The 12,221-nt window shown below is 67.4% G+C and carries 16 protein-coding genes; 6 read left to right on the top strand and 10 right to left on the bottom strand.

The features are described from left to right. Positions 1 to 3: 3 nt before the first annotated feature. Positions 4 to 684 (top strand): DNA alkylation repair protein, encoded by a 681-nt coding sequence (locus E4M00_RS01085; protein ID WP_193555532.1) that lies wholly within the window; start codon positions 4 to 6, stop codon positions 682 to 684. Here E4M00_RS01085 and E4M00_RS01080 read toward each other — a convergent pair. The 3 genes from E4M00_RS01080 to E4M00_RS01065 all read right to left on the bottom strand — a co-directional run bounded on the left by E4M00_RS01080 (position 656) and on the right by E4M00_RS01065 (position 2,821). Further along, a complete protein-coding gene (locus E4M00_RS01080) occupies positions 656 to 1,285 on the bottom strand; it encodes a GyrI-like domain-containing protein (protein WP_240036754.1) in 630 nt (209 codons plus the stop codon). The two genes, E4M00_RS01085 and E4M00_RS01080, sit on opposite strands and share 29 nt — an antisense overlap. A gap of 205 nt (positions 1,286 to 1,490) precedes the next feature. Next, positions 1,491 to 1,808 carry a hypothetical protein gene (locus tag E4M00_RS01070; protein ID WP_135118727.1) on the bottom strand — a complete coding sequence of 106 codons (318 nt, stop codon included), beginning with the start codon at positions 1,806 to 1,808 and terminating at the stop codon, positions 1,491 to 1,493. A gap of 125 nt (positions 1,809 to 1,933) precedes the next feature. Next, positions 1,934 to 2,821, bottom strand: coding sequence for a helix-turn-helix domain-containing protein (locus E4M00_RS01065; protein ID WP_135118726.1), 888 nt, complete (start codon positions 2,819 to 2,821; stop codon positions 1,934 to 1,936). A gap of 216 nt (positions 2,822 to 3,037) precedes the next feature. Between E4M00_RS01065 and E4M00_RS01060 the strand changes: the two genes are divergently transcribed. After that, complete coding sequence (locus tag E4M00_RS01060) at positions 3,038 to 3,859, top strand: alpha/beta fold hydrolase (protein ID WP_135118725.1); 822 nt, start codon at positions 3,038 to 3,040, stop codon at positions 3,857 to 3,859. Positions 3,860 to 3,964: 105 nt separating this feature from the next. On the opposite strand, the gene E4M00_RS01055 is transcribed toward E4M00_RS01060, so the two are convergent. From E4M00_RS01055 to E4M00_RS01045, 3 genes are read right to left on the bottom strand one after another with little or no spacing between them, the layout of a single operon-like run. Further along, positions 3,965 to 4,762, bottom strand: a complete 798-nt coding sequence (locus tag E4M00_RS01055; RefSeq protein ID WP_135118724.1) for a glycosyltransferase family 2 protein — start codon at positions 4,760 to 4,762, stop codon at positions 3,965 to 3,967. Continuing rightward, positions 4,759 to 5,409, bottom strand: coding sequence for a DUF2238 domain-containing protein (locus E4M00_RS01050; RefSeq protein ID WP_135118723.1), 651 nt, complete (start codon positions 5,407 to 5,409; stop codon positions 4,759 to 4,761). The genes E4M00_RS01055 and E4M00_RS01050 overlap by 4 nt, the downstream gene beginning before the upstream one ends. Then, complete coding sequence (locus tag E4M00_RS01045; RefSeq protein ID WP_135118722.1) at positions 5,406 to 6,356, bottom strand: endonuclease/exonuclease/phosphatase family protein; 951 nt, start codon at positions 6,354 to 6,356, stop codon at positions 5,406 to 5,408. Before E4M00_RS01045 ends, E4M00_RS01050 begins: the two co-directional genes overlap by 4 nt. A gap of 111 nt (positions 6,357 to 6,467) precedes the next feature. Here E4M00_RS01045 and E4M00_RS01040 point away from each other — a divergent pair, with 111 nt between their 5' ends. Continuing rightward, positions 6,468 to 6,857, top strand: coding sequence for a VOC family protein (locus E4M00_RS01040; RefSeq protein WP_135118721.1), 390 nt, complete (start codon positions 6,468 to 6,470; stop codon positions 6,855 to 6,857). Positions 6,858 to 6,872: 15 nt separating this feature from the next. Here E4M00_RS01040 and E4M00_RS01035 read toward each other — a convergent pair whose 3' ends face one another. Continuing rightward, complete coding sequence (locus E4M00_RS01035; RefSeq protein WP_135118720.1) at positions 6,873 to 7,169, bottom strand: GNAT family N-acetyltransferase; 297 nt, start codon at positions 7,167 to 7,169, stop codon at positions 6,873 to 6,875. A gap of 118 nt (positions 7,170 to 7,287) precedes the next feature. Continuing rightward, positions 7,288 to 7,608, bottom strand: a complete 321-nt coding sequence (locus tag E4M00_RS01030) for a DUF7882 family protein (protein WP_135118719.1) — start codon at positions 7,606 to 7,608, stop codon at positions 7,288 to 7,290. A gap of 113 nt (positions 7,609 to 7,721) precedes the next feature. Here E4M00_RS01030 and E4M00_RS01025 point away from each other — a divergent pair, with 113 nt between their 5' ends. Then, positions 7,722 to 7,982: a hypothetical protein gene (locus E4M00_RS01025; RefSeq protein ID WP_135118718.1), complete on the top strand. Its 261-nt coding sequence runs from the start codon at positions 7,722 to 7,724 to the stop codon at positions 7,980 to 7,982. Positions 7,983 to 7,985: 3 nt separating this feature from the next. Here the strand turns inward: E4M00_RS01025 and E4M00_RS01020 are convergent, their stop codons facing one another. Then, a complete protein-coding gene (locus E4M00_RS01020) occupies positions 7,986 to 8,774 on the bottom strand; it encodes an EAL domain-containing protein (RefSeq protein WP_135118717.1) in 789 nt (262 codons plus the stop codon). Between the two features lie 302 nt (positions 8,775 to 9,076). Here E4M00_RS01020 and E4M00_RS01015 point away from each other — a divergent pair, with 302 nt between their 5' ends. Together E4M00_RS01015 and E4M00_RS01010 are read left to right on the top strand one after the other, a co-directional pair. Next, positions 9,077 to 9,895, top strand: a complete 819-nt coding sequence (locus E4M00_RS01015; protein WP_135118716.1) for an alpha/beta fold hydrolase — start codon at positions 9,077 to 9,079, stop codon at positions 9,893 to 9,895. After that, on the top strand, positions 9,892 to 11,286 hold the full coding sequence (locus E4M00_RS01010; RefSeq protein ID WP_135118715.1) for a sensor domain-containing protein: 1,395 nt from the start codon (positions 9,892 to 9,894) through the stop codon (positions 11,284 to 11,286). The genes E4M00_RS01015 and E4M00_RS01010 overlap by 4 nt, the downstream gene beginning before the upstream one ends. Before the next feature lie 44 nt (positions 11,287 to 11,330). On the opposite strand, the gene E4M00_RS01005 is transcribed toward E4M00_RS01010, so the two are convergent. Then, complete coding sequence (locus E4M00_RS01005) at positions 11,331 to 12,194, bottom strand: serine/threonine-protein kinase (protein ID WP_240036752.1); 864 nt, start codon at positions 12,192 to 12,194, stop codon at positions 11,331 to 11,333. Positions 12,195 to 12,221: the final 27 nt, after the last annotated feature.

The following is a 12,221-nucleotide window of genomic DNA, read 5'->3' as shown; positions in this document are numbered from 1 at the left end:
ACCATGGATTCAGTCGCGGTGCATCCGGGAACGGTCGAAGGCGTGCTGGCCGAGTTGGCCGCGCTGGAGGACCCGAAGGTCCGAGCGGTGAACGAGCGGCACGGCGACGACCACGGCGTCAACCTGACGAAGCTCCGCGGGGTGGCCAAGGAGCTCAAGATCCAGCCCGACCTCGCCAGAGACCTGTGGGCGACCGGGAACACCCCTGCCCGCCTCGTGGCGATCCTGATCAGCCGTCCCAAGCTGTACTCGGCGGCCGAGCTGGATGCGATGCTCCGCGAGGCGCGCGTGCCGAAGGTGCACGACTGGCTCGTGAACTACATCGTCAAGAAGAACCCCGACGCCGAGGAGCTGCGCGTGCTCTGGTTCGGTGACGAGGATCCCGTCGTCGCCAGCGCCGGGTGGGCGCTGACCAGCGAACGCGTGGCGAAGGCGCCGGAGGGTCTCGACCTCGACGACCTGCTCCGCATCATCGAAGCCCACATGAAGGATGCCCCGGATCGGCTGCAGTGGGCGATGAACGAGTGCCTCGCCCAGATCGGCATCCGTCACCCGGAATATCGCGCTCGGGCGCTCGCGATCGGCGAGGAGCTCGAGGTGCTGAAGGACTATCCGACGCCGCCGGGGTGCACGTCACCGTACGCACCGATCTGGATCACTGAGATGGTTCGCCGGCAGGGCTGACGGGCTGGCGCAGGATCGTCTTGAGCTTGTCGGATGCCGTTCGTCTGGGATCGCTGAGATAGATCTCGTGGTGCCTGCCGGTCATCCGCAGCGAGTGCGCCGGGATGAACTCGGAGTGGAGCTCATTCAGCACCGGGGCCTCATCGTCGTACGATCCGATGTGGAGGGTCTGGACCACCTGCCCTTCGTCGAGCATCTTCATGCGCAGCATGTCGAGCACGGGTGCGTCGCCTTTCTTCGCGGCGACCTGGCGTGCGACATCGAGGTGATCGACCGTGATCCAGTCGGGGACCAGGTTCATAAGCGTCCAGCTCCACTGCGACTTGTCGCGCGCTGTCGTGAAGGAGTCCATGTCGTCGGCCCACCACAGTGCTTCGAGCGGCATCACCGTGTAATCGCGGTCGAGCTCGCGCTTGCTGAAGAACTTCAGTGCGTAGGCGATCGGGAAGAGCGTGGCGAGCGCATCGGCGTAGGCACCTGACGTGTTGGGGTCGCCGTGTCCGTCGATCATGAGGAACTGCAGCGGCGGAACCGTCACGATCTCGAACCGTCCGCGGGGCGCCGTGTAGCTCGGTATCTGCTTCTTGAGGTCGATCTTCACTCGGATGCCTCCACTCTCGCCGGTGCCATCTTCACGCATCCCTGCCAGCTGCATGGTGGAGCGCCGGGCCGAGTGGAACACCGAGGACTACGGATGCTTCGGCCGCATACACGATCCGGAAGGTCTGCCGATCGAGCCGTGGGAGCCATCTGCCGAGTGATCAGTCCGGCCCTCGTGTCGATGATCGATCGCTCGCGGGCTCGCGTCAGCCCCGGCCGGGCATGTTCAGGTCGGCGGGATCGACCTCGACGTCGCCGGCATCATCGGGCCCGCCGGTGCCCGGAACGGCCAGGATCTGGGATCGATCGATGTCGTCGTCGACGCCATCCGGAATCGGGTCGGCCTGCTTGGCGGCGGTCTCCGACTCGCTACCGGGGCTCTCGGCAGTGTCCTTCTCGGTCAGCTCCGAGTCGCTCAGCCCCGAGTCGCCGGAACCGGTCCGTGCGAAATCGGCGTCGGTAATCTCGCCGCTCGCGATGTCGGGATCGGTGTGGCCGGGGTTCGTGCCGTCGGGGTTCGTCATGAGCGTCTCCAGTTCCGTCGGCTGATACGCCGTCACCTCGACGTTAGGCGTGCTGATCGGACGTCGACAGGGACTTGACACCCTCCGACCGTCGTGCCGTGCGACGCAGTGCCGTCGAGCTGCAGCTACTCGGCGATGGACTGCAGGTACCGTTCCCGCCACTCGCGCGGCGCCAGCCCGTAGCGGGCCCGGAACGCGCGGCTGAACGCCGAGGGCGACGCGAAGCCCGAACGGACGCCGATATCGCCGATGGGGAACAGGCCGCCGCGGTCCCGTTCCATGAGGGCTCTGGCACGCGCGAGCCGACTCTCGAGGATGAGGCGGCCCAGCGTGTCCTCCTCGGGCTCGAAAGCCTTCTGCAGCGTGCGGGGCGAGACCTGCAGTGCGGCAGCGACCGATGCCGCAGAGAGAGCCGGACTGCTGGAGTAGAGGTCGACGTACTGCCTGGCCTCGGTCACGAGATTGCTGCGCATGGTCTCGGGCGCCGATCGCCGACCGAGGAAGTCGTCGACGAAGGCCGTGGTGAGTTCGAGGATCGAGTGCGCTAGGGCGGCTCCGGATGCCGGTCCGAGATCGCCGCTCATCCTCATGGTCTGCGAGGCGAGCGAGCCGATCATCAGCGGCAGTCCCTCGGTGAGTGGGAAGACCGTGCGCGCGATCGAGTCGATGTCGGAGGACGAGAGACCGAGTGCCTGCCGGTCCATGCGGATCGAGAGCGCGCGGAAGTCCGGCGTCATCTGGAAGCCGCTCAGCCGTGGCATGTGATTCATGTTCATGTGGCCGGCACGGTTCTCGAGGTCGTTGTAGGCACGCTTGCACACGATGGCGCCGTCGGTGATGAAGGCCCAGACGAGGGCATCGCCCGGATCGGTGTAGCCGGCGAACGGGTCGTCTCCGGCGAGCGGCGCCTTGGTGTGCACGAGGTGCACCGGACCGAGCGCCTTGCTCTTCACCACTGTCGCCACGGCTGACGAGAAGCCCGTCTGCTCGCGCGTCGCCTGCGGAAGGTACATCGAACCCCCAACCTTCGCGTGCGCTGTCAGTTCAGCCCACGTTCTACAGGATGCCGCTTCGGAGGGCCACACTCAAAAGAAGTGAGGGATCATCGCTGCTCCAGGCCGGGGAATTGACCTGAGGCGAACGGATTCTTCACCATTCGCGAACCGCTGTCGGCGAAGTCGCCGACGAAATGGATCATGGTTCGAGCACGACCGAATCGAAGGAGAGACATGCCGTACTTCACCACCTCTGACGGAACCGACATCTACTACACCGACCAGGGCGAGGGCCAGCCCGTGCTGCTCAGCCACGGCTGGCCGCTGTCATCCGACGCGTGGCAGGTCGAGGTGAAGCTGCTCGCCGACAACGGATACCGGGCCATCGCCCACGACCGCCGCGGCCACGGGCGTTCGTCCAAGACCTACACGGGCAACGACATGGACACCTACGCCCGCGACCTCGCAGAGCTCATCGAGCACCTCGACCTGCAGAACCTCGTCGTGGTCGGCCACTCCACGGGTGGTGGCGAGGTCGTGCGCTACGCCGCCCAGCACGGCGTCGGGCGCGTCGTCAAGGTCATCACGGCCGGTGCCGTCCCCCCGATCATGGTCAAGTCGGACTCGAACCCCGACGGCCTGCCGATCGAGGTCTTCGACGGCATCCGTGCCGGTGTCCTCAAGGATGCCTCGCAGTTCTACATCGAGCTCACCGAGGCGTTCTTCGGCGCCAACCGCGAGGGCAGCTCGGTCTCCGAAGGCGCCAAGCGCGACTTCTGGCGTCAGGGCATGCTGGTGAACCTCGCTGCGGCCTACGACTGCGTGAAGGCGTTCTCCGAGACCGACTTCACCGAAGACCTGAAGGCCCTCGACGTTCCGATCTTCGTCGCCCAGGGCGACGACGACCAGATCGTTCCCATCGGCGACGCCGCGCTCAAGACCATCGAGCTCGTCAAGGACGGCACACTCAAGGTCTACCCGGGTGCCCCGCACGGCATCTACGGCGACTACCAGGCCGAACTGGATCAGGACATCCTGGCCTTCATCAAGAAGTAGACGTCGTACCCGCGGTCACTTTCGACCGCGGCTCTGCTCGGGTCGCCGTCGTCGTCTTCCACGACGGCGGCCCGGCAATCACCTCACCAGACGGCGGACATGACGTCAGCGGCGAGACAGGCTGCGTGGCGGTGACTTTCGGGCTCGGTGCACGACGCGCCTGCCGAGTCTGAGCCACGGCAGGTCGTGCGGCCAGTGGATCGTCACCGTGTGGAAACCGCGTTTCCAGCGAAGCGAACCCCGGCCGTCGTTCAGCGGCCTCATCGAGATCCCGGATCGGAGCGACGGGATGAAGCGGATGGAACCGCTGACCCCGACGTGGAACGACAGGTCGAGATCGTCGTGGGTGAGCTGGTCGTGCACGTGCACCTCGTGGCGAACCGATCTCCAGGTCGATCTGCGGAGTGCGAGATTGGAGCCGAACAGGGGCACGTGCCCGAGCGCCATTCCCGTGAACAGGAAGTACGAGCCGAGATAGACGGCCGCGGCCGGTGAGCGCAGCCACTCCGGCCCGTCGATGAAGTGCGCAGGGCCGGTGATGGCGTCGACATCCTCGAGTCTGGCGAAGGTGTCGGCGATGGTCGCCACCCAGTCCGACTGCGGGATCGAGTCGGCGTCGAGCCGAGCGATGATGTCGCCGGATGCCGCGCTGTAGCCGGTCGCGCTGGCCACCCCGATGCCGGGCTGCGATTCGGTGATGACCACGGCGCCGAAGGACCGCGCCACGTCTCCGGAGTCATCCGTCGACCCGTTGTCGACGACGATGATCTCGATGGGAGCGACGGTCTGCGCCCGAAGCGCCCGAAGGCAGTCGACCAGCGGCCGGGCGTCGTCCTTGACGGGGATGACGACGCTCACGGTGGGCGCCGGGAGGGCGGTCGTCGTCGGATCCAGCCGCGTCATCGCGGCCTGCCTGCGGTGATCCGGGCATCGGCGTGAGCGTCGGTGCCGATATCGGTGCCCTCGGCGCCACTCCGTACGGCGGCACTCCGCCCGGTGAGGAACGGCAGGGCCAGGCCGGCGATGATGCCGCCGACGGCATCCGCCGCCAGATCGCCGATGGTGTCGTCGTAGCCGACGTAGATGACGGCGTCGGTGAGCGCATTGCCTGCCCACTCGAGCATCTCCCAGATACCGCCGACCGCGAGGCCGAACGCCCCGGTGGCCATCACGAGTCCGGCGCGGTGTCCGGTCGTCGGCAGGAGCCCGCTGCGCTGCGCCGCGATCACGGCGAGTGTCGCGATGACGCCGGTGAGGGCGATGTGCACGAGCTTGTCCCAGCCGAACACCTCGGAGTACAGGTCGAACACGTTGCTCCACGCAGCCACGAGAACGATGAGGCCGGTGGCGATGTCCACGGACGGACGCAGGCCCAGCGCGCGGGGAACGAGCACGCCGAGGAGCGCGAGCATGAAGATGCCGACCTGCACCGCGCCCCAGCCGATGCCGGCAGCGATCACGCTGGCGACGGCGAGTGCGCGCACGCCGTCGGCCGCGACTTCTCCCGGCCCGACAGGGCGTCGCACGAACGTCTGGATGAGGTCGCTCATCGGGGGGAGTCGCCATCCTCTCGGGGCTTCGGATTCGGATTCGGATTCGGGTGTGGATCCGGATGCGGCTCCGGCCGCGGCTCCGGATGCGGCCGCGGCTCCCGCTCAGGCCAGCGCACGACGGCGTGAACGGGTTCGTGATCGGATGCCGCAGCCCCGTCGAAGCGGACGGGGTTGATCGCGGCGGCATCGACGTGAACCGACGGGCTCACCAGGATCCTGTCGAGTCTGTTGCCGCCGGCCGCCGGTGCCCTGTAGCGGGAGTACGTTCCCCACTCCGGGCTCAGGCGCCGAGCGGCGGTGCCCCAGGTGTCGACGAGCACGTCGTCGCGGGTCAGTTCGGCGAAGACCCCAGACCGGCGTCCGCCGTTGAAGTCGCCCATCACCACGACGGGGCCGTCGAGGCTGCGGGCGATCTCGCGCAGCAACCGGGCGGACCGGCGGCGCGACTTCTCGGAGAGGTGGTCGAGGTGCGTCACGATCACGTGGAATCGACTACCGACCTCGAGGTCCTCCACCTCGGCCTGCACGGCCACTCTCGGCAGGAGGTTGCCGAAGGAGCGCGAACCCGGGACGTCTGGAGTGCCGGAGAGCCAGTGCACGCGCATGTCGAGGAATCGCATCCGGTCGCCGTCGATGTGGATCTCGCAGCGTTCCCCTCGCCGATCCGTGTCTCGGCCCGTGCCGACGCACGTGTACCGGTCGCCGAGGGCATCCGCCACCACGACAGCCTGATCGGGAAGGGCCTCCTGGATGCCGAGCACTGTCGGCCGTTCCGATGACAGCAGTCGGGAGACGAGGGGCGCTCGCCGGTTCCAGCGATCGTGGGGTGAGACGGATGCAGCCATGCGGCGGCGCACGTTGAGCGTCATCAGGTGCACCTCGGGAGAGGCGACCGCACCGACGGCGGGGGAGCCGACCGCGTCGGGCGTGACGATGCGCTTCATCCCATCGACGCTACGCGACACCGGGAAGATCGGTGAGGGCTTGCTTTCGTGCGCGGATCGCCCTCGATTTGCTAGACAGGGACCGAACACCGAACCGATGAGGAGATGGCCATGCCCAGGATCAGCGTCACGAGCGTGCTGGTGGACGATCAGGCGAAGGCGCTCGCCTTCTACACGGAGAAGCTCGGCTTCGTCCCGAAGACCGACGTCTCCCTGGGGGAGTACCGCTGGCTCACGGTGGTGGGTGCCGGAGAGCCCGACGGCGTCGAACTGCTGCTGGAGCCGGATGCGCATCCGGCATCGAAGGCCTTCAAGGCGGCACTGCGCGCAGACGGAATTCCGCTCACCTCGTTCGAGGTGGAAGATGTGGCCGCGACCCACGCCGACCTGAGCGCTCGCGGGGTGACGTTCACGCAGCCGCCCACGGCGATGGGCCCTGTGGTGACGGCCATGCTCGATGACACCTGCGGCAACCTCATCCAGTTGACGAGTCCGGCCTAGACCACAGGCGGCGCCTCAGGCCGCCGACCGCGGCTTCAACAGCTCTGCCCTCTCGGGGTGCGACTCGAACCACTCGGCGACGTACCAGCACATCGGGATGATGCGCAGACGCGTGGTGCGCTCCACGTCGTCGACCGCGAATTCCACGAGGTCACCGGCCAGGCCGTGCCCGCGAAGCCTGGGGTTCGTGTACGCCCGCGTCATGGAGATGGAGTCGCCCAGCACGGAGTAATCGAGGCTCGACGCGATGACACCGTCACGCAGCAGCACGTAGCGGTTCGCGTCGGGCTCGTTGAGGAACTGATCGGTCATGCTCCGAGGCTACGCCCGACACATCGGTGGCGTGTCGGGCTGGACAAACCGGTTGCGACCAGCATCGCCCGGGAGCACTGCGCTTCGACCGCGAACGTCGTACGGGGCGTGGACGGGACTAGCCGGCAGCCGGCGCGGGGCGGCTCTCCGTGGGCTCGTCGCCGAGGATGAGGCCGGAGGCGCGGGAGGCGGAGAGCATGAGGCTCTCGATCCACTCGCGGTTGATGCTCGGGGTGCGCGAGCCGCTGAAGTAGAAGCGGATGGGCACGCCGTTGTCGATCCAGATGGAGTGGCGTCCACTGCCGCGCTCCATCGGAACGGACCAGGTCAGGAAGAAGTCCTCGCGGCGGCGCAGCTTCGTCGAGACGACGAGCTGCAGGTGGGCGAGAGTGCGATCGTCGAAATCGAATTCCTCGCCGTCGTAGTAGAGAGCGCCCACGTGTAACCCCGTCACCTTTCAACGCCGCGAATGCGGCACGAATGAACTTTACAGGCACGGTAGCCTTGGCGAGCGCCCCTGATCGGGGCCGTGCGACGAAGTGGAGTGGCTGGGTGATCATCAACAGGCTGACTGTCGACGGCAAGGACTACTTCCTTCCCGATCCCGTCACCGACCTCAAGAACGAGATCCTCACGGCGATCAAGGCCGGCGGCGGCTACGTCAACATCCCGCCGTTGAAGTCGGGTGGCTCCGGCCTCGACATCCTCTTCTCGCCGGGCATGCCCGTCACCTGGACTCGACTCGACGTGGGCGGCGCCCCTGAGGCCGACGACATCGCGGCGGCGAACGCCGACTTCGACCTCGACGTCTGATGCCTAGCCGGCGGCGTTCCGCCTAGCTATGAACTCCTCGACCTCGAGCCGGGGCAGGGGAGGGGCGATGAGGTATCCCTGCACGCGATCGCAGTGCAGGAGCCGAACGCGCTCGAACTGCTGTTCGGTCTCGACGCCCTCGGCGACGACGCGGAGTCCGCGACGATGCACCAGATCGACGATGGCGTTCATCGCTCGCTGACCGGCCTCACTCTCCTCCCGCACGATCGCCTGGTCGATCTTGAGCTCCGTCACGGGGAGGTTGATCACCTGCTCCACCGTGGAGTGCCCGCTGCCGAAGTCGTCGACCGAGATGCCGACTCCGAGCGCCCGCACCTTGGCGAGATCACGCACGGCCGCGTCGACGTCCGTGATCATCTGCGACTCCGTGATCTCGATGGTGAGCCGGCCGGGGCCGATTCCCTCACGAGCGTGGAATTCGCCGAGATGGCCGAAGAAGCCCGGTGCCAGTTGCGTCGCCGAGACGTTCACGGCGACCTCGACTGGAAGTCCGGCCCGCTCCCACTCGGCCGCCAGACGGCATCCGTCCTCGATCATGAAACGGCCGATGGTGTGGATGCTCCCCATCGCCTCGGCGATGGGGATGAAGACCGCGGGGGCGATGGATCCGAATTCCGGATGCCGCCAGCGGCACAACGCCTCGACGGCGACGACCTGCCCCGATTCCGTGTCGATCTGGGGCTGATAGTGGGCCAGGATCTCACCGCGATCCACGGCGACCTCGAGGTCGCGGGCGAGGCGATCCTGTCCGTAGGCGGTGCGTGAATTCATGGGCCTCTTGTTCGTGGGCGGCGTTGCTCAATGGTGGGCGGACGTGCCCTCCGATGCAACCCGCCCGACGTCGGCATCGAATGCTGTATGGTTCGCGGTCGCGGCTCCGTGTGCGTGCCGTCGTCGCCGTGAGGCACCCCGTTCACCGGGGGGCCGGCGAGACCGGAAACACCGTTGACAGGGCCGCGGATGCGCCAGCTCGAGCGCCAGCATCCGTCCCTCTTGTAGTGCGGCTAAGCTGGGGACACCAGTCAGGCCCGTGTTCGTTGGGGGCTCGCAGAGCCGCCCCGAAGGAATCAGACATGACGATCGCCCCACCGCTCGATACAAGCGCTCTGAGTCGCAACAACGTGAAGATCTCGGGGAATCCCGCGGGCCGACCGATCATCTTCGCCCACGGTTTCGGATGCAGCCAGGAGATGTGGCGGCTCGTCGCCCCGGCCTTCGAGAGTGACTACAAGGTGGTGCTCTTCGACCATGTCGGCGCCGGCGGCTCGGACCTCACGGCCTACGACCGATCGAAGTACGACTCGCTGCACGGCTACGCCGACGACGTGCTCGAGATCCTCGAGGCACTCGATCTGAGCGACGCAGTGTACGTGGGTCACTCGGTGAGCGCAATGGTCGGTGTTCTGGCGTCCACGCACGACCCGTCGCGTTTCGGATCCCTGGTGCTCGTCGGTCCGTCTCCGCGCTACGTCGACGACGTCGACTACACCGGCGGATTCAGCCAGGACGACATCGACGCCCTGCTCGACGCCCTCGATGCGAACTACCTCGGCTGGTCCTCGGATCTCGCGCCCCTGATCATGGGAAACAGCGGCCAGCCGGAACTCGGCGAGGAACTCACGGCGAGCTTCTGCACCATCGACCCGGCCATCGCGCGCCACTTCGCCCGGGTCACCTTCAGCTCGGACAACCGCGACGACCTCAAGGACGTCGTGACGCCCACCTTGATCCTCCAGTGCAACGACGACATCATCGCGCCGCGGGTCGTCGGTGAGTTCGTGCACAGTCAGATCCCCGGCAGCAGCTTCGTGATGCTGGCGGCGACCGGCCATTGCCCGAACCTGTCGAGCCCCGACGAGGTCGTGAAGGAGATCCAGGACTACCTGCGATGACGCAGCTCGAGACCTCGTTCGAGGACCTCTACGAGCACTCGCCGTGCGGCCACATGTCGCTGACGACCGATGGCATGATCGTGCGGGTCAACAGCACCTTCCTCGACTGGACGGGATACGCCGCCGCCGATCTGGTCGGCCGGCCCTTCGCCGAGCTGCTGACCCGCGGCAGCCAGATTTTCGCCGAGACCCGCTACCTGCCGGTCCTGCTTCTCGAGGGCGCCGTCAAGGAGGTCGCCCTGACTCTGGTGTGCGCCGACGGCTCCGACCTGCCCACACTGGTCAACTCGGTCGTGGTGGAGCAGGCGGGTGAGGAGCCCGGGCTCATCCGCACCGCCGTCTTCGACGCGACCGATCGCCAGAACTACGAGCGCGACCTGCTCACCTCCCGTCGTCAGGCCGAGGCATCCGAAGAGCACGTGCGGGTGCTCCAGCGTGCGTCATCCGCCTTCGTCAGCAGCAGCTCCGAGGAGGAGCTGGCCGAGGCCATCGTCGAGAGCATGCGGCACGGCTTCGCAGCGGCATCCGTCGCCGTGCTCCTCACCGACGAATCGGGGAAGCTGGCCCTGGCCGCCGGGGAACGCCCCGGAAGTGAGGAGGGCCCCGAACTCGAGGCCCTCAGCAGCCGACAGACGGTGGTGCTCTCCGATCGCCGCGCTGTGCGCGATCGCTACCCGACGCTCGCCGACGAGCTGAAGTCGGCACGCCTCGAGGCCGTGACGGCGACGCCGCTGTCGTTCGAGGGGGCGGCATCCGGTGTCGTGCTCTGCTATTACGGCCGTGCGCGTTCCTTCGACGGCGATGCCATCGACCTGCAGGAGGCCGTGGCCAGGCAGGCCTCCGAGGCGCTGGCCCGCGTGCGCCTGCAGCGACGCCTGGAACGGATGGCGCTGTTCGATCAGCTCACCGGGCTCGCCAACCGCCAGCTGCTCAAGGTACGCCTCGAGGAAGCCCTCGCGACAGGGCAGCGCACCCATCACTCGACGGCGCTGATCTTCCTCGACCTCGACGGCTTCAAGACGGTCAACGACGAACTGGGGCACGTGGCGGGCGACGAGGTGCTGCGGGAGGTCGCCACGCGCCTGCGCTCCACGATCCGTCCGAGCGACGTGGCCGGCCGCTTCGGTGGCGACGAGTTCGTCGTCATCTGCGAGGACGCCGACGTCGACGCCGCATCCGCCGTCGCCGAGAGACTCCGTGATGTCGTGGGCGCTCCCATATCCGGCATCCCCGACGAGTTCACGGTCTCGGCGAGCATCGGCGTCGCCGTGCACTCACCGGGCATCTCCCAGTCCGTGACTCCCGACCGCCTGTTCGACCTCGCCGACACGGCGATGTACACGTCGAAGAACTCCGGGAAGAACCGTACGACCGCGGTCATCGTCGCCTGACGCGTCGCTCGATTCCTGACGCGGCGCTCGGGCCGGAGTCGGACTCAGGACCTGCGCCGTGGCCGGAGCTCGCGCAGCGCCTCACGCAGTTCCCCCTCGACCTCCGCGGCGGAGGGCCGACGACCGGGATCGCGAGCCGTCATACGGTCGATCAGGGACCGCCACGGCTCCGGAACGGTCTCGGGCGGCATGGCCGGCGCCGTGTTCAGGCGGGCCATCGCCGAGGCGACCGGGATGCCGGGGAAGGCCCGAGTTCGGGTGAAGCACTCCAGCATCACGAGCCCGAGGGAGTAGATGTCGGAGGCTGTGGTCAGGGGAAGGTTCCGCACCTGCTCCGGACTCAGGTAGGCGGGGGTTCCCGTGATGTTCTCCGACTGGAACACGGATGACTCCGTCGACACCGCGATGCCGAAGTCGGTGAGCACGGCCCTCTCGCGGGAGTACTGCGTGCCGTAGTTCACGATCATCACGTTCGACGGGGTGATGTCGCGGTGGATCACGCCGTTCGCGTGGATGTACTCGAGCGTCTCGGCCACTTCGTAGGCGAACTCGCCGATCTCCCGCACCGAGAGCGCCCGCTCGGCCAGCCTGTCGCGCAGCGTCGTTCCGCGCACCAGCTGCATCACGAGAAAGGGGCGGGGATCGTCGGGGGCCGACGTGTCGACGCCGGCGTCGACGATCGAGACGACTCCGTGGTGGCTGAGGCCCGCGAGCATGCGGAGTTCTGCCCGATAGGTCTCGACGTGCTCCTCGTTGCCGCCGCTGAACACCTTGATCGCCACGTCGCGGCCGAGGTACTCGTCGCGCCCGCGGAACACCGAGGCCATGCCGCCGCGCGCGATCAGCGAGAGCGGTCTGTAGCGGTCCAGCAGGAGGGGCGCCGAGAGGGTTCGCTGCGGGGAGCTCACGCGCGCCTCCGATCCATGGCATCACCT

Source organism: Orlajensenia leifsoniae, assembly GCF_004570845.1.
Lineage (GTDB): Bacteria > Actinomycetota > Actinomycetes > Actinomycetales > Microbacteriaceae > Orlajensenia > Orlajensenia leifsoniae.
Note: the sequence above shows the minus strand (reverse complement) of the source record. Positions and strands in the feature narration are given on the sequence as shown.

Excerpts from the sequence above, each read along its gene's own strand:
- E4M00_RS01020 (WP_135118717.1), bottom strand. The coding sequence starts at position 8,774 with ATGAATTCACGCACCGCCTACGGACAGGATCGCCTCGCCCGCGACCTC.
- E4M00_RS01065 (WP_135118726.1), bottom strand. The coding sequence starts at position 2,821 with ATGTACCTTCCGCAGGCGACGCGCGAGCAGACGGGCTTCTCGTCAGCC.
- E4M00_RS01050 (WP_135118723.1), bottom strand. The coding sequence starts at position 5,409 with ATGAGCGACCTCATCCAGACGTTCGTGCGACGCCCTGTCGGGCCGGGA.
- E4M00_RS01035 (WP_135118720.1), bottom strand. The coding sequence starts at position 7,169 with ATGACCGATCAGTTCCTCAACGAGCCCGACGCGAACCGCTACGTGCTG.
- E4M00_RS01010 (WP_135118715.1), top strand. The coding sequence starts at position 9,892 with ATGACGCAGCTCGAGACCTCGTTCGAGGACCTCTACGAGCACTCGCCG.
- E4M00_RS01045 (WP_135118722.1), bottom strand. The coding sequence starts at position 6,356 with ATGAAGCGCATCGTCACGCCCGACGCGGTCGGCTCCCCCGCCGTCGGT.
- E4M00_RS01040 (WP_135118721.1), top strand. The coding sequence starts at position 6,468 with ATGCCCAGGATCAGCGTCACGAGCGTGCTGGTGGACGATCAGGCGAAG.
- E4M00_RS01070 (WP_135118727.1), bottom strand. The coding sequence starts at position 1,808 with ATGACGAACCCCGACGGCACGAACCCCGGCCACACCGATCCCGACATC.
- E4M00_RS01055 (WP_135118724.1), bottom strand. The coding sequence starts at position 4,762 with ATGACGCGGCTGGATCCGACGACGACCGCCCTCCCGGCGCCCACCGTG.
- E4M00_RS01060 (WP_135118725.1), top strand. The coding sequence starts at position 3,038 with ATGCCGTACTTCACCACCTCTGACGGAACCGACATCTACTACACCGAC.
- E4M00_RS01085 (WP_193555532.1), top strand. The coding sequence starts at position 4 with ATGGATTCAGTCGCGGTGCATCCGGGAACGGTCGAAGGCGTGCTGGCC.
- E4M00_RS01015 (WP_135118716.1), top strand. The coding sequence starts at position 9,077 with ATGACGATCGCCCCACCGCTCGATACAAGCGCTCTGAGTCGCAACAAC.